The following is a 21,459-nucleotide window of genomic DNA, read 5'->3' as shown; positions in this document are numbered from 1 at the left end:
TATTTTACTTGTAAACATTGCCAACGGTTTCAACCGTTGGGACATAATGCATTTTTATTATGCATGTCCCCCAAGGTTGAAACCTTGGGCTATATTCATCTCTCTTTCTTTCTTCTATCCTCTTGCCTCTATTCTCTTGCTTCTATTCTCTATTCTCTTTCCTCTATTCTTTTGCTTCTATTCTCTTCCTTCTTAATGCGATTTCTTCAAATATTCATCAAAAGCTTTATTTGGATCTGAAGTTGCGTATTCATTTTCTGGTTCCGGAATTACGTGAATCTTTGAATCATTTAAGGACACAATAGCAGAACAAACATAGACCCCTATTTTTCCTTCGCTGTATTTAAAATCCAATAAAGTTAATTTAACGACTTCATTGATAGATACTTCATAGTAATTTCCGTGACGGATTATTTTAAAATAGATTTCTTTTTTATCGATAATTTCAAATTGATTGGTTTGAATATTTTCGAAGATAAAATTGTTTTTGACGTCTTTTTCATTAAATCCCCACGCTCGAAACTGAACAAAACCATTTACAAAATCAATCGAAACATAATAGGCAGTTCCTTCTTCATCACACTCAATTACAAAGCCTGTTTTTCCCATTCCTTCAACCGCCAGCGTTCCTTCCCACACAAAATCATTGGATGGTTTTTCAAAACAAAAAACTTCATAACCGCTTCGGCATCCAAAACGCCATTTATTTTCATGTTCCAAAACAAAATTTGCAGATGGATTTCCTAAAATAGGCACCGGAATTGGTAAATTCTTTTGTGCAATTGTTCTCTGATAAATCGTTTCCCAATGGTGATAGGTTTTTAATAAAAGTCTGCCGCTGGTATCAACATCTAATTGTTTTGGTGGCGGAATTACGCGATGTGTGTTGACATTTCCACCCACAAAATAAAAATTGTAAATCAAAAAATAATCGCCTTCTTTTACAATTCTTGCGGCATAATTGCCTTGTGGCATTAGCACATTATTATGAAAAGCATGATATTCTCCCTTAAAATCAGGAGAAAACCAATAACGAACTTTAATATCTTCGCGAATCGAACCCAATAAATAATGCATTCCTTTTATTTCGACTACACAAGGGCATTCCACGTCATCATATACATACGGAACATGCAACGGCTTTTGAAGCACAAAACCAGTCGCTTCTCTTTTTGCTACACCAATACATCCCCTTCTGTAAGTTGGTCCGATGGCACTTCTGGCGCAAATTAGCAAATAATCTTCTCCCTCAAATTCATACTTATACGGATCTCTAAAACTAATCCATTCGCGGGGATTATTGGCCGAACTTTCATAATAAGGTGCCTGACTTTTTAAGGGAAGACCATATTCGTTTTCTTTCGTCCAATGAATTAAATCCGGAGAAACTGCCCTTCCTACTTTTTGCATTATTCCTTTATCCTTGCGCTTTAATCCTGTATAATACATTTCATAACCTTCTCCCGCGGTGTTTTTACTTACATGCATCGTCCACAACATATCGTCATCCCATTCTCCGGGATCTCCAACCCACAAAGCATTTTTTACTCTTTTCCAGGAAAGACCATCACGCGATACGGCATGTGCGATATAATCGTGATTAGGAATAATCAAATGAAACAAATGATGAAGTCCGTTTTCATCAATAAAAACATCAACATCGCCTATTTCCCAACTGCTAAAACCTGAACCTGAATACATATTATTTTATTATTTTATAATGTTTTAATCCTTCTAAAATCCCTAAAGATGCTGAACTTTTTGCCACAAAAATACTTTTGGTTGTTTCATAATGATCTAATTCCATACTTCTGTTTCCCACAATAATTCCTTTTATTGCACCTCTAAACATGTCGATATCATTTCCTGAATCACCTGCCGCAATTACGTTAGACAAAGGAATTGCCCATTTACGGCATAAAAATTTAATTGCGTTTCCTTTTGAAGCCCTTTTGGGAATAAAATCCAGAAATTGTCCGTGACTCGGAATAATGTTTATTTTATACCATCCTTTTCCTAAAGCTTTGACTAACTCCTCGTGATCGTATTTTTCTTTATCATAATAATAAGAGATCTTAAAAGGATTTTGAGCTTCATCTTCCTGAAGTTTCATCCACGGAATTGCTTTTAAACGATTTTCAATATCATCTCTTTTCCATCTTCCTGATAAAAAAGTCGCCCAGCCTTTATCTAAAATGTAATCCGTACCATTTGTATAATAAATTTCGGTTCCAACAGAACAGATAATAAAATCCGGTAACGGAAATTGTTCTTCATCAATCACCTTTTTAACCAGCGCCAAATTTCGTCCGGATGCCAGGGCAAAAGCCATTTTATTGGTACGATTTACTAAATGCACTTTTAATTCTTTTAAACCCGGATTATTTAATTTGGGTTCAATCAGCGTTCCGTCAATATCCGAAACCAATAAGTTTTCGACTTTTCTTTTTAACCGCTCAATATTGATATTTGGATAGTGCCTGTTTTTAATACCGGAACCAGATGAAAGCGTCAGATTCTCATTAATTAATTCAACATATTGGTTTACATGACTTAACCAACTGTAATGTTTTTGAATATTAATAGCTCCGTTATTCGAATAATATTTCCATTGATTTTCATCGGTTAATATATTTCGCACCGCTTTTTTAATTTCATTTACATCTAAAGGATCTACCAATATTCCGTTTTGGCAGGTCGGAATAATTTCAGATGGCCCTCCGTTTTTGGTAACCACAACAGGCAAACCAGAACTAGCTGATTCTATTACGGTTAAACCGAAATTTTCGTGCAGCGTCAGATTGACAAAAACACCTCTTTTTTCGGCCGCATAACGGTAAATAATCGAAACCTCATTTTCTACATCATGCTTTTTCGGAATTGCCATTTTCCCGTATAAATCATACTTATCCATTAACAGCAGTAAATCTGTTAATACATCTTTTTCTGATTCCGGCATTTGTGAAATATCTTTTCTTATACCTGCAAAAATGACCAGATTAGCGATGCTTTGCAGTTCTTTGTCTTTGCCATAAACTTCAATAAGTGTATGAAGGTTTTTATGGCGATCTGGCCTTGAAAGTGCCAAAATAAAGGGTTTGTGGGGATTTATAAGAAACTTAGAAATGGTTTCTGCAACCCAATATTTTCTTTGTTCTTCTTCCATTTGCTTATCTAAATCCTGTTCGAGATGATAATAGGGAACAAATTTTCTGGTATCGATACCGGGAGAAATGGCGTGGTACTTGGCTAAATCAAAATTTTTATACGGTTTATAAGTTTCAATTTCCTGCTCTGTCGAAGTAACAATAAATTCTGATAGTTCGAGTGTTCTTTCTTCTGCGGCAATTCTGGCTTTAAACTTAAATTTCTTTTCGAGTTCCTGTTCGTCTATCCCGCTTTCCAGCAATTTTTTCTTTTTATGAAAACCTAAAGAGTGTCCGGTATGAGCAAAAGGAATATTTAAGATTATCGATAATTCGCTGGCCACATAACCCGCATCTCCGTAATGCGAATGAATCCAGTTGGGAAATATGTCATGAACTTTAATATGCTGAACAATTCCGTTTACAAAAGTGTCAAGACCTTCCCATAATTGTTCTTTCGGTTTGTATTTTTTCCCTAAAAAGGGAATTCGCCTTATGGTCAATTTTTCATTTACTACTTCAATAGGTACTGCATATTCTGGAGAAAGACTGCGATCATCAATCAATCTTGTAAATAAATCAACATGCTCTACATCTGCATGTTGGGATAAAAATTCGGCAAGTTCGTATACATATTTAGTTTGTCCTCCATTATCAGCATCTCTGCCAATCTCAAGACCTGAGCCTTTCAAAAGTCCGTGAATATTGATCAATGAAATTCTTAATTTTGTCATCATCTTTTTTATTAATTTGATTTTAAGGTACGAAAAATAAAGCGAACTGACCCGAAATCTGAGGAAAAACAGACAATTTAAATCAAATCTGTAAAAATTATGGCAATAAAATTCCATTCACATCAACAAAAAAATGATGAATATTTCATCATGTAAATCTTTGATTTGCAATAAATTTCTTTTTGATTATTAAAGTATAATGGTAACCTATTGAATAGTTTTTGAGTCAACATTCCGCATGACCTGAATAAGTTTGCGTAAATTTGCCAAAACAGCAATTTTTAAAATGAATATAAAAAGGTCAGAGATCAAAAAAATTATTGAAAAAGCAGAAGACAAAAATTTATCTTTCCGCGTTTTTGATTTAGACAAAAAACATATTGAAAACTATCAGCAGCCTCACAAAAATGATCATTTTTTGATTATTATTGTAGAAACAGGAAAAGTTGATGTTCAGATTGAAGACAAAATTCATTTTCTAAAAGCAGGAAAAATTTCTATCATTTTTCCGGAGCAAATTTGCTTTATCTCTAATTTCAGTAAAGATTTAACCGGTAAAATAATTTTATTTGAAGAAGTATTATTTTGTTCCGATATATTAAAGAATGAATTAAGTCCTTATAATGTAAATCTTTCTGCCAATCTTAATTGTACAGCGCTTCCTGTCCACGAATTTGAAGAAGCGATTACGCTTGTAAAAAGTATCCAGAATATTTACAATAAACCAAGTCTTGTCAAAAAAGAACAAGCCCGTTTTTACATTAAAGTTTTTTTATTGGGACTTATAGAATCTATTCACGGACAACATCCTGTATTGCATCAAAAAACAAATCAACATATTTATATTGGTTTCAAGAAACTCTTAAACCAACAATACAGAAGCGAACGTACGGTACAGTATTATGCTTCTCAGCTTTCAATTACTCCTAAAAAACTCAACGAAATAACCAAAAAACATTGTGGAGAAACGGCCATAAATGCAATTCATAACCGCATCCTGACCGAAATCAAAAGACAATTATTGTTTTCTGATCTGTCTCACAAGGAAATTGCATTCGACCTTGGATTTAGTTCTCCATCTGCACTTAATAAATTTGTAAAGGCAAAACTAAAAGAAACTCCAACCGAATTGCAACAGGAATTGGCTCAAATTTATACCGCATAGTCTTGTTTGTATAACATCCTGCCCTGCCCGCACCTCTAACTTTGCATCAATAATTAAATACTATTAAAGATGAGCAAATTATTTGTTGCAGGAGAGGTTTTCCACGGTCCGGGAAGTCTTGAAGAATTAAAAAATATAAAAGGTAAAAAAGCTTTTGTTGTAACCGGCGGAAATTCTATGAAAAAAAGCGGAACGCTTGATAAAGCTGTGGCTTTTTTGAAAGAAGCAGGAATTGAAACTTTTGTTTTTGATGGTGTTGAAGAAGATCCGTCATCTGCTACAAGTTTTAAAGGTGCAGAAGCTATGCGTGCGTTTCAGCCAGACTGGATCGTAGGTATTGGTGGATGTTCTGCTATTGATGCAGCCAAAACAATGTGGATTTTTTACGAACATCCTGAAACTGAATTTGATTCGCTTATCAAACCTTTCAGCGTTCCGGTATTAAGAAACAAGGCTAAATTTATCGCAATTCCTTCTACAAGCGGAACTGGTACTGAAACAACTGGTTTGGCGGTAATTACAGATCGTGAAAAAGGGGTTAAATACCCAATTGTATCTTACGAATTAACTCCGGATATTGCTATAATCGATGGCGAAATTTGTGCGTCTATGCCTGCTCATGTTACATCAAATACAGGATTGGATGCTTTAACACATTGCGTTGAAGCTTACGTTTCTAATATTGATGATAATTTTGCTGATGTATTGGCAAAAGGCGGATTAGAAATTGTTTTTGATAATCTGGAAGAAGCTGTAAAAAATCCATCAAATATTACGGCTCGTCAAAACATGCACGACGCTTCTTTTATGGGAGGTTTGGCTTTTAATAATGCATGGTTAGGAATTGTTCACTCATTATCTCATCAGGTTGGTGCTTTATACGGTATTCCACACGGATGCGCAAATGCGATATTTTTACCAAATGTTATTCGTTATAATAGCGTAGCTACAAATAAATTTCCGTCATTGGCAAAAGTAATTGGACTGCAAACTGCCGAAGAATTGGCACAGGCAATTGAAGGATTAAGAAAAAGAGTGAATAATATTTCGTCTCTAAAAGAATTCGGAATTTCAAAAGAAGACTGGGATAAAAACCTGGATTATATTGCAAACAACGCATTCATTGATCCATGCACCGGTTTTAATCCGCGTGTAACCAGCGTAGAAGAATTGAAAGATATTTACAACGCCTGCTACGAAGATGTCGTTTATGTAAATGATGCTGTATTGAATTAATTCTAAAGACAAAACAATACTTTATAAACCAGACATTTATTTTATTTGTCTGGTTTATTTTTTAATAACATCTCTATTATTCAATTATCTTTTTTCGGTGTTCAATGCCCCACTCTGTCAGATTATTAATTATTGTCTGCAGGGTTTTGCCATGTTCCGTAAGCTCGTACTGAACACTTATTGGCTGCGTTTCTAAAACCGTTCGCCTGATTAATTTGTTTACTTCAAGCTCTTTTAATTCTTTGCTCAGCATTTTGTTTGAAATACCTACTACATCATTCAAAATATCCGAAAATCTTCTTTTGTTATAATAACAAACAGAGGAAATAATCGCAATTTTCCATTTTCCGCTAAGCACATCCATTGAATCCTGGACTGCCATCATCTCTTTTTTGTGCTTCTCTTTTTCAGGTACTTTACACTCCATAAGGTTACTTTGTTACTTCAAGGTTACTGTTACTTTTAGTTACAAAGTTACTAAAATAAATTAATCTGCTCTAAATTTGCCTTTGTAAAATCATAAAAATAAAAACATGAATAAATTAAAAAACAAAGTAGCAATAGTGACAGGCGCATCAAAAGGAATTGGAGCTTCTATAGCTAAATATTTTGCGGCAGAAGGTGCCAAAGTTGTTGTCAATTATGCATCAAGCAAAGAAGATGCAGAAAAAGTTGTAAAAGCAATAACAAATAATGGAGGAACAGCTATTTCTGTAAAAGCCGATGTATCAAAAGAATCAGAAGTAGCTAGATTATTCGAAGAAACAAAAACTGCTTTTGGTACCCTGGATATTTTGGTAAATAATGCTGGTATTTATCAATATGCCCCTATCGAAGAATTCTCTGCAGACTCTTTTCATCAGCAATTCAACATCAATGTTTTGGGATCATTACTAACGATTCAGGCTTCTCTAAAATTATTTGGAGATAAAGGCGGTAATATTATCAATATCAGTTCTGAAGCCGGTAAAACACCACTTGCAACAGGATCGGTTTATTCTGCTACAAAAGCAGCTTTAGATGCCATTACGATTGCTTTGTCTAAAGAATTCAGCGGAAGAAATATCCGCATTAATTCTATTTTACCGGGCATTGTAGAAACTGAGGGTTCGCATACTGCAGGTTTCATTGGCAGTGAGGCCGAAACAAAATTTGTTGCCAACACACCGCTTGGCCGCACAGGACAACCGGAAGATATTGCAAAAGTAGCTGTATTTCTTGCTTCTGATGATGCTGGTTGGATTACAGGAGAAAAAATTTCCGTTTCCGGAGGTATTTACGGTGTATAAATCTTCCTCAATTATTAATAATTAAATATTCAAGATTAAAAGAAAATGATCAAATTAAAAAATAAAGTAACGGTAGTTACAGGCGGTAATAGCGGTATTGGATTTGGTATTGCAGAAGCATTTAAAAACGCAGGTGCCGTTGGTACAATTACCGGAAGAAATGAAAAAACGCTGGATGTTGCCGTAAATGCTTTAGGCAAAGATTTTATAGCAATTAAAGGTGATGTCACTAACAGTGATGATTTGGAAAATGTATTCAAAAAAACAGCTGAAAAGTTCGGAAAAATTGATGCTTTGGTTGTAAATGCAGGCGGAGTTGTAGATGGTGTTCCTATGGGAACCATAAACGAAGTTACAGAAGAAAGCTATGACAGCTATATGGACCTGAATTTGAAAAGTGCTTATTTTACAGTACAAAAAGTACTTCCGTATTTAAACGATGGTGCTTCTGTCATACTTATTGGTTCAAGTGCTGCACATCGCGCTGCTCCCGGAATGGCTATTTATGCGGCGGCAAAAGCGGCCATTATATCTTTGGCCAAAGGTTTATCGCTGGATTTGCTGCCGAGAAAAATACGTGTCAATACACTTTCTCCGGGTTCTATTGATACACCCGTTTTTGGAAAATTGGTACCGCAGGAACAATTAGAGCAGGTAAAACAAATCTGGATCGATATTACGCCTGTTGGCCGACAAGGACTTCCATCTGATATTGGAAACGCTGCTGTATTTTTGGCATCAGATGATTCGGCTTTTATAGTGGGTACCGAAATCCTTTCAGACGGTGGTATGACCAATATTAGTCTGATGAAATAATATTAATCAAAACCTGATTTATAAAACCTGAAAACCTCCAAAATCAATAATTTTGGAGGTTTTAGTTTTTAGAAAATGAATTAAAAAAAAACACCTGACATAAATTGTTTTATATGCCAGATGTAATTACAAATCAATTTTAACAACCTAATTTTTATTGCACCAAATAATCTACTTTATCTGCTTCACAAAGCCTGAAATAACCAAAAGCATAATTATTGACATCATTTGTATTTATAATATTACCTCTGATGTTACCGGGAGGAATAGAAAATGGACTTCCACCGTATACTTCTAAAATTAAATTCATGTAATTATAGAAGTTTTTAGAAATACCGCGATGTGTAATTTCAATCGTATGCCCGGTCTTCAGTTTATCTTCATTCGAAAATCTTGTGTTTATTTCATTTCCGTTAAATAATTCATCGTCTGTTAGTTCATATTCCGGAAAAATTAAAGATTCTGTTTTATAATCTGTAAGATAATAATTGACTGCATCAGCCGGATCTTTATAATAATAGGTAACTTCAATTACATCTTCGCCTCCAAAATCAGGAACCATCTCTTGTTCTACACGATCAATTGGTGTTACCGAAGTCAACTTTTCAACAGCCGTAAAACTTTGCCCTTCTGCCGTAACATACAAAGTGTAATCCATGCCAATAACAGGAACAAAATTAGTGCATACATACAAGCCCGCTTCTGTCTCATTGAAGGTAAAAACATCACCATTAGTATTTTCAATTCGTACTTGAGCGCCTGAAACTTTTGGCGTTGTATTATTATAATAAGGAGCCGTTTTACTAATTTTTATGGTTTGCTCGTTACCGTTTGTTCCTTTTAGCCAAATAATTTCTGCATCTACCACTAATCTTGTTTCCCCCGTTTCTAAATCAAGCGTTACGACATCTTCACAAGATGCAAAAAATAGTACGAGAAACAGGCTAAATAAAGTCAGTGCTTTACTTTTAAAATTATATTGTTTAAACCTTTGCATATTCATTAAAATTTAAAATTATAAGAAATACCAGGTACTATTCCAAAAATAGACAGTCTTCTGGTTTCATTCGCTCCCGTATCTTCGTTTGTTGCAAACGTCATCGAAGCGGCATTTTTTCTATTGTAAATATTATAGATGCTAAATACCCAATAGCTTTGCCAGCCTTTCTTTTTATCCGGTTTTGGCGTATAGGTTGCCGCCAGATCTAAGTGATGAAAAAGTGGCAGTCTGTTTTCATTTCTCAATGAAAAATTAGGAATATTGATTCCTCCAAACTCATAATACCCATTTGCATACGTTACAGGCTGACCTGATTGTAAGGAGAAATTAGCATTAAAAGACCATTTCGGATTGTATTCATAACTACCTACAATATTCAGATTATGCATTTTATCATATCCTGATAAATACCAATCACCATTTGCAATTCCCGGTTCGCCTGGGGTTCTGCCGGGAGTTTTTTGTTCTGCCCTTGATAATGTGTATGAAACCCAACCTGTAAAATCACCGGTATTTTTTCTAAGTAATAATTCCAAACCATACGATCTGGCTTTACCATTCAAAATAACCTGTTCTATATTATTGTTGGCCAATATATCGGCACCATCAATATAATCAATACGATTTTGGATATTTTTATAAAACAATTCTGTTTCAAGAGAATAATCTCCATCTTTAAAATTCTTAAAATATCCAACAGCATATTGATCCAAAAGCTGTGGTTTTGTAAAGGGTCCGCTTGGTGTCCAGATGCTCATTGGCAATGGCGATTGTGTATTGGATAAAATATGAATGTATTGCGCCATTCTGTTGTAACTTGCTTTTACCGAAGTATTATCATTAAAAGCGTACGACAATGCTGCACGCGGTTCCAGATTATCAAATTTACTTATGGTTGCGCCACTTTTATACGAAATACTTCCGGTTGGAGTTCCTTCTTCATAAATATTATATAACGGATTGTAAACTACTGCCTGCCCGTTTTCGTAAGTGTTGATGGTCTCACCTCCTAAACGATAAAACATGCTATAACGAAGCCCGTATCTTAGATTTAATTTTTCTGTAAGCTGATGTTCAAAATCCAGATAAACAGACGATTCAAAAGCATATTTTTTATCAAACTGTTTGTAATTAAACTGCGAATCTGAGCTTGTTGGCTGTACAGTTCCCGGATTAAAATCGTAATACTGACCGTCAATTCCGTAGTTAAGTTTCAATTTTTCTGTTACAGCATGATTCCATCCGTATTTAAGACCGTAGCTTTTTATCGTGTTGTTCCATTCGAAATTTTCCGTAGAAATATCAAGATTAAATTTATAATCGCTGTAGAACACGGCTAAATTGGTATTTATTTTATCAGAAAATTTATGTTTCCAGTTTAATATTCCCATTGTATTCCCATAAGTGCTGCCAAAACGATCGTTTATATCGAAAACATCATTTCCTAAATATCCCGAAAATGCAATCGTATTATTGGCACTAAGGCGATAATTTAATTTAGCATTAATGTCATAAAACATCGCAGAATTACTATTATCAGACAGCTTCAAAAATAAATGGGCATAAGAAGCACGACCGGCAATAAGAAAAGATCCTTTTTCTTTCTGGATAGGTCCCTGAACCAATAAACGACTTGATATCAAACCAATACCACCGTTTACTTTGTAGTTTTCAAAATCTCCTGTTTGCTGGCTAACATCAAGAACTGAGGAAACTCTTCCTCCAAATTTAGAAGGAATTCCGCCTTTATACAACTCCAGTCCGCTGATGGCATCTGCATTAAAAACAGAGAAAAAACCAAACATATGAGAGTCACCATATACAGGAGCTCCGTCTAAAAGAATTAAATTCTGATCGGCAGCACCTCCCCTAACATTAAAACCTGAAGAAAGTTCTCCTGCATTTGTAACTCCCGGCAATGTTAATATTGATTTTAAGGGATCCGGCTCACCCATAGCAGATGGAATTCTCTTAATTTCTTCCATAGTAAGCTTATTTACACTCATTTGCGTATTTCTTACATCAACCGCTTTGGTGTTGGTAATAATTACCTGTTCTAATTGCTGGCTGTCGGACTCCATTTTAAAATTTATTTTTTCATCATCAGAAACTGTAATTTGCTTTTCCTTATTTTTAAAACCTACATAGCTCACCACAACGGTGTAAGTTCCTTTATCCAATTCTAATGAAAAAATTCCGTTTTTATCGGTCGTAGCACCTGTCTGCAGTTCTTTAATAAAAACATTTGCACCAATAACAGTTTCATTGTTATCGTCAAGTACCTGACCGGTTAACTTTTTTTTTATTCTGCCTGTATTAGTTTTAGAAGCTTTTTGCTTTACGAAAATATTATTGCCTACAATCGAAAACTGAATCGTAGCATTCTTATTAAGTTCATTAATAAGTTCTTTGATTTCGATATTTTTAAAGGTGTTTTTTTGATTAAAATACTTTTGACTTGTATTAACCTGATCGGTAAAGGCAAATTTAAAATCGGTTTGATTTTCAATTTGCTTAAAGAATTCTTTTAAGGTTACCGTTTTGTCAACAGTTACAGTTATGTTTTGAGAAAACATGCAACAACTGAATAAAAAAAAGCACGCTGAAATTATATGCTTCATGAATTTTTGTATTTTTGAATATTATTAAATGGAATAGTTTTATACTATCCTGACTATGAGGAGGATGTTTTTAGTTTCGCGGCTAGTGCATCCTTTTCTTTTCTATTGAAAAGTAATTTCTTTTAATTCGTCATTTACTTCGAAGTTTAGGTTATACATTTCTGATATTAATTGAACAATTGTTTTTAAATCCTCTTTTTTGTTTATTCTTACTGTAATTCGCTGGTTGTAATATTCCTGCGGAATTGCCATTTTATAACCGTAATTCTCCTCAATATAAGTTCCTAATGCGGTTAATTTTTCGTTGTCAAAATCAATAAACCTGTCAAATTCGGCCACTGCTGCTATTTCGTTTCCGTACGTAAATTTGTCGCCCGGTTCCAGTATCCATTTTTTATCCTGACCTTTTACATTCATCTGGACGCTTCCTTCATAAAGTGCTATAATGGCTCCGTTTTTAGTATATTCTTTTACAGTAAAAGAAGTTCCTAAAACAGTTGTTGTGGTTTCATTACAAAAAACCTGAAAAGGATGTTTTTTATCTTTTTTTACTTTAAAATAAGCTTCTCCGTGAATTTCAATTTTTCTGTTACTTTCAAAATTATTGGCATATACAATTTTAGAATTTGGGCTTAATTCTACTTTTGAACTATCCGGCAGGAAAACAGTTTTTATTTTTGAAGTCGTATTTTCAATTACATTAGAAGCCGCATAAACATTTTCCTGCAAAGGGCTTCTGCTAAAATAAATTCCGGTTCCGATAAGCATGAAAATGATGACTGCCGCTGCTGCTGCATAACGCCAAATTTTAAAATCCTTCTTTTTTGGAGCAAAGGCTTTAGATTGAAAACTCTCCCACGAAGCCTCTTTTTCAGCATCAGAATGTAAATTGGGAGTTTCGTCCCAGATTTTTTTTAATTCTTCTTCTATTTTTTTTTCATCCATGTCTTTGAGCGTTAAAGTTTCTGACAATAAAATCCCTGCTTATTAAAAACACCATACACCATTTCCTTAATTTCTCTGTTGGTTTCGATTCTTAGAATATGATTAGAATCTTCCAAATCAAAATTCATGATACAATCAGAAATAACAAATTGAAGAAGTGCTACAATGAACCTTGCATCCTCCCTTGTTGTAACATCTGTTTTATAAGCCTCAATTTCCATTTCTTATGTTCTATTTTTATATATAACAAACGAGAACATAAAAGTTCCTAATGGTTTTCGATTTTTTTTCTAATAAATTTACTGGCGAGATAAATATGATTGGCTATGGTCTTTTCAGAAAGATCCGTCATCGCTGCAATCTCCTTATAGCTAAGGTTTTCCAGTTTATGTAAAGTAAATATTTTTTGTTGCTGTTCCGGAAGCTGATTTATGAAATTATATAATTTTTCGCTTCTTTCTTCAAAAATTCCCGTATCAATCTCTTCTTCTGCGATTTCAAATTGCGAAGGATCAAACTGAATTATTTTATTTTCTCTGTTAAGATGATTGATAATGATGTTTTTGCATATTACAAACAGTTGTTTATCAAATAAAACATCTTCGTTCAGTAATTCTCTTTTATCATATAATCTTAAAAAGGTTTCCTGAACAAAATCCTGCGGGGTAAGAACCGTAAAATTAAAACGTCTGGCAATGTTTATCAGTTTATCGTAGTATTTTAAGTAAGCTTCCCTGAAAGAAGCCTCATTACCTTTTTTTAAACTTAATATAAACTTTTTGTTGTCCATAACGTAAATATGATAATTAGTCTAAACTCAATGTCCAGAATAATATTGCCTTCTAAAGCTAATCGCTTAAGACAGCTTTAACCATTTCTTTAGTAAATGCTAAGTTGCAAAGAACAGAAATTTATTCGAAAATTATTTAATAGAAAAAATATAAATCAAAGTTTCTATCATTTAATTAGATTTTATTGGGCTTGCTAACGTATTTATTGTCTTTTACAAAAAATCTCCAGGGCAAAAAAGCATCTTCCTGCGCATAGGCAACACCTACGCGCGGACCAGACACGATAGCATCATCAGGATATTGAATGCCATGATCTTCTACCCAGATTTCTTCGCCGCCTAAATCTTTTTTATTGAAAGAATTATCAATTCCCAAAGCCTTCGCCGCAGAACCAGGACCAGATGAAATAGCACTTTTAGAAACAGGCATTTCCCGTCTCAATTCCATGATTTCCTGACCAATTAAAGGTTCAATTGCCCGAATTAAAACCGCGTGAGGTTCGCCATTTACAGAAGTTACAATATTAAAAAGATGATGAATTCCGTAACATAAATACACATACGAAACCCCGCCTTCACTATACATTATTTCGGTTCGGTTCGTGCGTCGGCCGCCATAAGCGTGAGAGGCTTTGTCTATTTCGCCAAAATAAGCTTCGGTTTCAACGATAATTCCTGCGGTTATTTGTCCATCAACTTGCGTATAGAGAACTTTCCCAAGCAAATCTTTGGCTAAAAAAAGCACATCGGGATTAAGATAATAGGATAATGGTAATTTCAAAACTGAATAATTTAATACTTTAATATAAAGATTTACAGACCTCTAAATTAATTTAAAAGCACTTCATTTCATTACCAAATTAACCTATTTATAATAAAAAATCATTAGTATCTCTAAGATTTTTTTGCTAAATTGGATATATGAAAACAAATCCGGATGTAGTAATTATAGGCGGTGGTCTTGCAGGTTTGACAGGAGCCATACATTTATCAAAAAAAGGATTAAAAGTAACCCTTATCGAAAAATCCGATTATCCGCGTCATAAAGTATGCGGTGAATATATTTCTAATGAAATTCTGCCCTACCTTCTATGGCTTGGTGTTGATGTTTTACAATTGAAGCCAACCAATATTTCTAAATTTGAGTTTACTACACAAAATGGCAAAATGGCAAAAACAGCACTCCCATTGGGCGGTTTTGGCGTAAGTCGTTTTGCACTCGACAATTTTCTATATCAAAAAGCATTAAAAAACGGCTGTACCATTATCAATGAAACAGTTACTTATGTTTCTTTCCACAATAATACGTTTACAGTTACAACTCAAAATCAAGTCTTGGCATCAAAAACAGTATTGGGTGCTTTTGGAAAACGTTCTAATTTAGATCAGGTTTTATCCCGGGATTTTATCACTAAAAAATCGCCATGGTTAGCCGTTAAAGCGCATTTTTCGGGAGATTTCCCAGATGATGTTGTGGGCTTACACAATTTTAAAGGCGGTTATTGCGGTGTTTCAAAAGTAGAAAACAATGTTATAAACATTTGTTACCTCGCTGATTATGTCACTTTTAAAAAATATAAAAACATAGACGATTACCAGCAAAACGTACTTTATAAAAACAAACATCTTAAAAACGTTTTTGAAAACAGTAATCCCGTTTTTGAAAAACCACTAACGATAAGCCAAATTTCTTTTGATAAAAAACTGCCTGTAGAAAATCATATTTTAATGATTGGCGATACGGCAGGTCTTATTCACCCGATGTGTGGTAACGGAATGGCAATGGCAATACACAGCGCCAAAATAGCTTCAGAATTAGTACTTGATTATCATAATGGTAAGATAGCATCCCGTGAATTATTAGAAAAAAAATACATTAAAAAATGGAATAAGAATTTCGCAAAAAGACTGCTTATGGGCCGGTTTTTGGCAAAAACTTTAACCTACAAAATAATCACCAATGTGTTTGTTGCAATAGTAGCTTCAATGCCTGCACTATTATCCGCAATAATAAAACAAACGCATGGCAAACCTATAGCAATCGAATAATGAGCATAAATACCAAATATAGAACACAGGAAGCCGAAATAATGGACGATTTTTCGCTTCAGGGCAATGAGCTGACGGCTGCGCTCGATCAAATTGCGCGTATAAATCAATTCCTGGGAGGAAATAATCTCACGCTTAACGGCGTAAAAAAATTATTAAACAAAGCTGATATTTCAAAAACCATAACAATCGCAGATATTGGTTGTGGTAATGGCGATATGCTGCGAATGTTATCAAATTACGGGCGAAAAAACAATATCTCTTTTAAACTCATTGGTGTAGATGCAAATGCTTTTACTATCAATTACGCCAAAACACTTTCAAATTCATACCCGAATATTGAATATAAATGTATCGATATTTTTAGTGAAGATTTTGCAGCTCTTCATTACGATATTCTTTTGTGTACACTTACACTTCATCATTTTTCTAATGAGCAAATATTAAATATTATTACTATCTTTAATAAGAATGCTGCTATTGGTGTTGTGATAAACGATTTGCACCGCAGTAAATTGGCTTACAGACTTTTTGAAATAATTTGTTCTGTATTTAATTTAGAAAAAATGTCTCGTGAAGATGGTCTGGTTTCTATTTTAAGAGGATTTAAAAAAAATGAACTGGAGGAATTCTCCAAAAAACTAAGTTTAAAAAACTATACCATACGTTGGAAATGGGCTTTTCGCTACCAATGGATAATTACTAAAAGATGAGTGTAAAAATAGTTACTGTTGCAAAACAACTACCACAATATTCCAGAACAACAGCCGATATACTTCCGTATTTGGATGGATGGCTTGATGGACAGGAAGAGCGTTTTATAAAAAAAGTAAAAAAAATATTTGAAGCCGCCGCTGTAGACAAACGCTATTCGATAATGGATCCTGTTGAAGTTTTTACAGCGACATCTTTTGAAGATAAAAATGATATTTACAGTCGAGAGGTTATTATTTTAGGAGAACAGGTTTTAGAAAAAGCACTTGAAAAAGCAGGCTGGGAACCACAATCTCTTGATTATATTATAACGGTAAGCTGTACCGGAATCATGATTCCCTCGCTGGACGCTTATCTTATCAATAAAATGAAACTGAAACAGGATATTGTACGATTGCCGGTTACAGAAATGGGTTGTGCTGCAGGTATATCCGGAATAATTTATGCCAAAAATTTCCTAAAAGCCAATCCCGGAAAACGCGCCGCAGTAATTGCGGTTGAATCGCCTACAGCAACATTTCAGCTCGATGATTTTTCGATGCCGAATATTGTAAGTGCAGCCATTTTTGGTGATGGAGCAGCTTGCTGTCTTTTGTCATCTTACGAAGAAGATAATGGCCCGGAAATACTGGCTGAAGAAATGTATCATTTTTATGATGCCGAACATATGATGGGATTTAAACTGACTAACGGAGGTTTGCAAATGGTTTTGGATATTGAAGTTCCGGACACAATTGCTTCACATTTTGACGATATCATTCATCCATTTTTGAAAAAAAACAATTTAGAAATTAAAGATCTGGATCATATGATATTTCATCCCGGAGGCAAAAAAATAGTGACAACCGTAGAGACACTTTTTTCAGGATTAGGCAAAAATATTGATGATACAAAAGAAGTCCTTAAGCAATACGGCAATATGTCCAGCGCAACCGTATTGTATGTTTTAGAGCGTATTATGGACAATAAACCACAAGCGGGAGAAAAAGGATTAATGCTTAGTTTTGGTCCTGGATTTTCGGCACAGCGTGTTTTATTGCAATGGTAATTATTTAGAAAAACAATTATGGAACTTAACAATATTATAGCACAACTGCCCTACAGCGAACCATTTTTATTTGTAGATGAATTACTGCATGTTGATGAAAATGGCGCAACGGGAACATTTACTTTTAGAGAAGATTTAGATTTTTACAAAGGTCATTTTAAAGATAATCCTGTAACTCCAGGCGTTATTTTAACCGAAACCATGGCGCAGATTGGTATGGTTTGCCTCGGAATATTTTTATTAAAGGATGACTTAAAAAAAGATACTGTAGTTGCTTTTACATCAGCAGATATGCAATTTTTAAAACCTGTTTATCCCAATGAAAAAGTAACCGTAACTTCTCAAAAAACATTCTTTAGGTTTGGTAAACTTAAATGTGATGTTGTGATGAAAAACGAAGCCGGGCAAGAAGTTTGCAAAGGCATTGTAGCCGGAATGATTACTACAAAATTATGAGTAAACGAGTTGTCATAACAGGCTTGGGTGTAGCGGCTCCAAACGGGGTTGGAATTCCTGCATTTACTAATGCGCTAAAAAAGGGCATTTCGGGTATAAAACATGATGTTCAATTGCAGGAGCTTCAGTTTTCCTGCCAAATAGCGGGTAAACCGGAAATAAGTGATGAACTGAAATCACACTATTTTACTGAGCTTGAACTTCGCGGATTTAATAGTACTGGGATTTTGTACGGTGTTATTGCGGGCATAGAAGCCTGGAAAAATGCAGGATTACCTATAGAAAACAACAATGAACCCGATTGGGATAACGGAACTATTTTTGGCTCGGGAACTTCGGGAATTGATAAATTTCGCGAAAGCATTTATAAAATAGACGAACTGCAAACCCGAAGATTAGGAAGCACTGTTGTGGCTCAAACCATGAACAGTGGTGTTAGCGCTTATCTTGGCGGTAAACTAGGACTTGGAAATCAGGTTACTACAAATTCATCGGCCTGCTCAACGGGTACTGAAGCTATTATAATGGCATACGACCGTATTCGATCCGGACAGGCAAAACGTATATTGGCAGGCAGTACGGGCGATAGCGGCCCTTATATTTGGGGCGGATTTGATGCTTTAAGAGTATGCAGTTCTAAATTTAATGATAATCCCGAAGAAGGTTCCCGCCCAATGAGTGCCACGGCCGCAGGCTTTGTTCCCGGCAGTGGTGCCGGAGCATTGGTTATAGAAGATCTGGAAAGTGCCTTACAACGGGGCGCAACTATTTATGCCGAAATATTAGGCGGCAACGTAAACTCTGGCGGACAAAGAGGGAACGGAAGCATGACCGCGCCAAACAGCGATGCCGTACAGCGATGCATTACAACTGCAATTACGAGTTCCGGTATTTCTGCAAATGAAATTGATGCCATAAACGGACATCTTACAGCCACCACAAAAGATAGTCTGGAAATCGAAAACTGGACAAAAGCATTAAATCGAAATGGAAATAACTTTCCGTATATAAACTCTCTGAAAAGCATGACAGGACATTGCCTGAGTGCCGCAGGAAGCATCGAAAGTGTAGCGACCGTTTTACAGCTTTACGAAGGTTTTTTGTTTGGAAATACAAATTGCGAAGATTTACATCCCGAAATTACAGCGCTGATAGATGCATCAAAAATACCTTTGAAAACAATAAATATAGATCTTACCATAATTGCCAAAGCAAGTTTTGGTTTTGGAGATGTAAATGCCTGTATACTATTTAAGAAATTTGAAAATTAAAAATCAATCATGAATAAAGAAGAACTTATTGCAAAACTAAAAGAAATTATAAAGCCATATACCACAAATACAGAGGCTTATGATAATCTTACAGAGAAAACTGATTTTATTAATGATCTTAATATTAATTCGGCAAACCTTGTGGATATTGTACTTGATATTGAAGAAGCCTTTGATGTTGTAATCGACAATACAGACATGGAACGCATGCTTGACGTAAAAACTGCCGTAGAAATCATAGAAACTAAACTTGCCGCAAAATGATTGGTAATGATGTGATAGACATACAACAATCACGTCATGAAAGCAACTGGCAGCGCAAAGGTTTTATTCAAAAACTTTTTACAATTGATGAGCAATTACTTATAACCCATAATCCTGAACCTGAAATTATGGTCTGGACGTTATGGAGCATGAAAGAAGCTGCTTATAAAGTTTATAACAGGCAGACAAAAATTAGAGAATATATTCCCCAAAAACTAGTTTGCAAGATATTATCACAACAAAATAATGCCGTTTTTGGTCAGGTTATTTGTTGTGAAAACACCTATTTTACAAAAACAACTTTGTCAAAAGACATTATTCATAGTATTGCAACCCAAAATTTGCATGATTTAAATAATGTCACCGAAATTGAAAGAAAAGAAATTTATAAAGACCATAACGGTATTCCGCACTTGCTAAATATTGCTTTAAATAAATTTCAGAATGTTTCGATTAGTCATCATGGTCGTTTTGAAAAAGTGGTTACGATAAACACTCCATTTAATTTATAAAACAACTTTAAGGTTTTTAATCAATTTTGAAAATTATTGAATGCGTTCCATATTATAAAATGAAACGTATTATATTAATTTCAACTATTGAAAAAGGGAAAATGGCTTTAATTTAGATGAAATTAAAAATCAATTTGCGATTTAGCTATTAACTTCTGAAAGTATCTCAAATGCAAAGAATTTCATTTACATTACTATTCTTTCTGTTCTGTTTATTGGCATTTGCACAAAATAAACCAATAGATAGTGCGGCAACCCCTGCTCCCGCCAAAAATATTGATTTTAATGTAATGCCTTATATCAACTACAATAGAACACTTGATTTTATGTTTGGGGCAATCCCGATGATGATGTACAAAATAGATAAAACAGATACTATTTCTCCCAAATCTCTATCAGGGTTGTCTGCAGTTTATACCACCAATAAATCTTATTTTATAAGTTTGTTTAATAAATTTTATTTTAAAGAAGACAAATGGCGTGCACAATTGTTTTTTGTAACAGGCGATCATAATTCACAATTTTATATGGATGATCTCGAAGCGCCGGATTTTTATGATTACGGAACTAAAACAACAATCGTAAACACAAGTCTTCAGCTTAAAATAATAAAATCGTTATACTTAGGAATTGGCTATTCGTATGCGCATTATAACACAAAATATGAAGATGATGTACAGCCAGCTTCTATTACCCACACCAATGGTTTACAATTGATTACCTTATACGATACCCGCAACGCCGTTTATTATCCTACCAAAGGTGATAAAATAAGATTGCGATGGATTACTTACCCGGAATGGTTTGGAAATGATGTGAATGCCAATAAGATATTAACTGAATACAATAAATATTTTCCAATGCGAAGTGGAAATGATGTACTTGCCACTCGTTTTTCGGGAAAATTCGGATTAGGAAATATTGCTTTTGAACAGCAAGTCACCATTGGTGGTGAAGACATTAGAGGATATTCAGAAGGAAAATATCGTGGTGACGGGCTTATAGCTTTACAAAGTGAATATCGCTATAATTTTAATAAAAAAATGGGACTCGTAGGGTTTGCAGGAATTGCTACTATTTATGGTTCTGATACGGCAGATTTTAATTGGAATCTATATCCCGGAGCTGGTATAGGTTACAGATATAGAGCTTTTAAAACAGAGAAATTTAATGTTGGACTTGATGCTGCGTTAGGAAAAGGAGATTGGGGAATTTATTTCCGTATTGGCGAAGCTTTTTAAACAATTTACATTATTGTTTTACTATTTCTCATAAATCATAAACATGGGAATTATATAACAAAAAACAAAAATTATATAAAATCGTCTTATGCTGTCGGATTATTTTTATAAACAATCCATTATTAGACAGCAGATCTTATAACGTCAAAAAATACAAATTCA

The 21,459-nt window shown here is 34.5% G+C and carries 21 protein-coding genes; 12 read left to right on the top strand and 9 right to left on the bottom strand.

The features are described from left to right. Positions 1–192: 192 nt before the first annotated feature. Positions 193–1,701 carry a glycoside hydrolase family protein gene (locus BUE22_RS22260; protein ID WP_073398173.1) on the bottom strand — a complete coding sequence of 503 codons (1,509 nt, stop codon included), beginning with the start codon at positions 1,699–1,701 and terminating at the stop codon, positions 193–195. 1 nt (position 1,702) lies between these two features. Further along, positions 1,703–3,883 (bottom strand): HAD-IIB family hydrolase, encoded by a 2,181-nt coding sequence (locus BUE22_RS22255; protein ID WP_073398172.1) that lies wholly within the window; start codon positions 3,881–3,883, stop codon positions 1,703–1,705. A gap of 283 nt (positions 3,884–4,166) precedes the next feature. Between BUE22_RS22255 and BUE22_RS22250 the strand changes: the two genes are divergently transcribed. Continuing rightward, the gene (locus BUE22_RS22250; protein ID WP_073398267.1) at positions 4,167–5,045 is read left to right on the top strand and encodes an AraC family transcriptional regulator; all 879 of its coding nucleotides are present in this window, start codon (positions 4,167–4,169) and stop codon (positions 5,043–5,045) included. Between the two features lie 69 nt (positions 5,046–5,114). Then, a complete protein-coding gene (locus tag BUE22_RS22245; protein ID WP_073398171.1) occupies positions 5,115–6,281 on the top strand; it encodes an iron-containing alcohol dehydrogenase in 1,167 nt (388 codons plus the stop codon). A 76-nt stretch (positions 6,282–6,357) separates the two neighbouring features. On the opposite strand, the gene BUE22_RS22240 is transcribed toward BUE22_RS22245, so the two are convergent. Continuing rightward, entirely contained in the window at positions 6,358–6,708 is a 351-nt protein-coding gene (locus BUE22_RS22240; RefSeq protein ID WP_042566823.1) for a winged helix-turn-helix transcriptional regulator, read from the bottom strand. A gap of 106 nt (positions 6,709–6,814) precedes the next feature. Between BUE22_RS22240 and BUE22_RS22235 the strand changes: the two genes are divergently transcribed. Together BUE22_RS22235 and BUE22_RS22230 are read left to right on the top strand one after the other, a co-directional pair. Further along, positions 6,815–7,570: an SDR family NAD(P)-dependent oxidoreductase gene (locus tag BUE22_RS22235; protein WP_073398170.1), complete on the top strand. Its 756-nt coding sequence runs from the start codon at positions 6,815–6,817 to the stop codon at positions 7,568–7,570. Between the two features lie 45 nt (positions 7,571–7,615). Further along, positions 7,616–8,386, top strand: coding sequence for an SDR family oxidoreductase (locus tag BUE22_RS22230; RefSeq protein ID WP_073398169.1), 771 nt, complete (start codon positions 7,616–7,618; stop codon positions 8,384–8,386). 154 nt (positions 8,387–8,540) lie between these two features. On the opposite strand, the gene BUE22_RS22225 is transcribed toward BUE22_RS22230, so the two are convergent. From BUE22_RS22225 to BUE22_RS22200, 6 genes are all read right to left on the bottom strand, one after another. Continuing rightward, complete coding sequence (locus BUE22_RS22225) at positions 8,541–9,383, bottom strand: DUF4249 domain-containing protein (protein WP_073398266.1); 843 nt, start codon at positions 9,381–9,383, stop codon at positions 8,541–8,543. 5 nt (positions 9,384–9,388) lie between these two features. Further along, the gene (locus tag BUE22_RS22220) at positions 9,389–12,007 is read right to left on the bottom strand and encodes a TonB-dependent receptor (protein ID WP_073398168.1); all 2,619 of its coding nucleotides are present in this window, start codon (positions 12,005–12,007) and stop codon (positions 9,389–9,391) included. Positions 12,008–12,109: 102 nt separating this feature from the next. Then, entirely contained in the window at positions 12,110–12,952 is an 843-nt protein-coding gene (locus BUE22_RS22215) for a FecR family protein (RefSeq protein ID WP_073398265.1), read from the bottom strand. A gap of 11 nt (positions 12,953–12,963) precedes the next feature. Next, complete coding sequence (locus BUE22_RS22210; protein WP_073398167.1) at positions 12,964–13,173, bottom strand: hypothetical protein; 210 nt, start codon at positions 13,171–13,173, stop codon at positions 12,964–12,966. Positions 13,174–13,220: 47 nt separating this feature from the next. Then, positions 13,221–13,742 (bottom strand): RNA polymerase sigma factor, encoded by a 522-nt coding sequence (locus BUE22_RS22205; RefSeq protein WP_073398166.1) that lies wholly within the window; start codon positions 13,740–13,742, stop codon positions 13,221–13,223. Between the two features lie 175 nt (positions 13,743–13,917). After that, on the bottom strand, positions 13,918–14,523 hold the full coding sequence (locus BUE22_RS22200; protein ID WP_073398165.1) for a DNA-3-methyladenine glycosylase: 606 nt from the start codon (positions 14,521–14,523) through the stop codon (positions 13,918–13,920). 140 nt (positions 14,524–14,663) lie between these two features. Here BUE22_RS22200 and BUE22_RS22195 point away from each other — a divergent pair, with 140 nt between their 5' ends. The 8 genes from BUE22_RS22195 to BUE22_RS22160 all read left to right on the top strand — a co-directional run bounded on the left by BUE22_RS22195 (position 14,664) and on the right by BUE22_RS22160 (position 21,297). Further along, entirely contained in the window at positions 14,664–15,791 is a 1,128-nt protein-coding gene (locus BUE22_RS22195; RefSeq protein ID WP_073398164.1) for an NAD(P)/FAD-dependent oxidoreductase, read from the top strand. Continuing rightward, positions 15,791–16,504 carry a methyltransferase domain-containing protein gene (locus tag BUE22_RS22190; protein WP_073398163.1) on the top strand — a complete coding sequence of 238 codons (714 nt, stop codon included), beginning with the start codon at positions 15,791–15,793 and terminating at the stop codon, positions 16,502–16,504. Before BUE22_RS22195 ends, BUE22_RS22190 begins: the two co-directional genes overlap by 1 nt. Further along, positions 16,501–17,553, top strand: coding sequence for a type III polyketide synthase (locus tag BUE22_RS22185; protein ID WP_073398162.1), 1,053 nt, complete (start codon positions 16,501–16,503; stop codon positions 17,551–17,553). The genes BUE22_RS22190 and BUE22_RS22185 overlap by 4 nt, the downstream gene beginning before the upstream one ends. An 18-nt stretch (positions 17,554–17,571) precedes the next feature. Beyond that, positions 17,572–18,009 (top strand): 3-hydroxyacyl-ACP dehydratase FabZ family protein, encoded by a 438-nt coding sequence (locus BUE22_RS22180; protein ID WP_073398161.1) that lies wholly within the window; start codon positions 17,572–17,574, stop codon positions 18,007–18,009. Beyond that, complete coding sequence (locus BUE22_RS22175) at positions 18,006–19,280, top strand: beta-ketoacyl-[acyl-carrier-protein] synthase family protein (protein ID WP_073398160.1); 1,275 nt, start codon at positions 18,006–18,008, stop codon at positions 19,278–19,280. Before BUE22_RS22180 ends, BUE22_RS22175 begins: the two co-directional genes overlap by 4 nt. Positions 19,281–19,289: 9 nt before the next feature. Continuing rightward, positions 19,290–19,544 carry an acyl carrier protein gene (locus tag BUE22_RS22170; RefSeq protein ID WP_042566812.1) on the top strand — a complete coding sequence of 85 codons (255 nt, stop codon included), beginning with the start codon at positions 19,290–19,292 and terminating at the stop codon, positions 19,542–19,544. Next, positions 19,541–20,056 carry a 4'-phosphopantetheinyl transferase superfamily protein gene (locus BUE22_RS22165; protein ID WP_073398159.1) on the top strand — a complete coding sequence of 172 codons (516 nt, stop codon included), beginning with the start codon at positions 19,541–19,543 and terminating at the stop codon, positions 20,054–20,056. Before BUE22_RS22170 ends, BUE22_RS22165 begins: the two co-directional genes overlap by 4 nt. Before the next feature lie 170 nt (positions 20,057–20,226). Further along, positions 20,227–21,297, top strand: a complete 1,071-nt coding sequence (locus BUE22_RS22160) for a BamA/TamA family outer membrane protein (protein ID WP_073398158.1) — start codon at positions 20,227–20,229, stop codon at positions 21,295–21,297. Positions 21,298–21,459 lie beyond the last annotated feature (162 nt).

Origin of the sequence: Flavobacterium pectinovorum (assembly GCF_900142715.1) — a bacterium.
GTDB lineage: Bacteria > Bacteroidota > Bacteroidia > Flavobacteriales > Flavobacteriaceae > Flavobacterium > Flavobacterium pectinovorum.
Note: the sequence above shows the minus strand (reverse complement) of the source record. Positions and strands in the feature narration are given on the sequence as shown.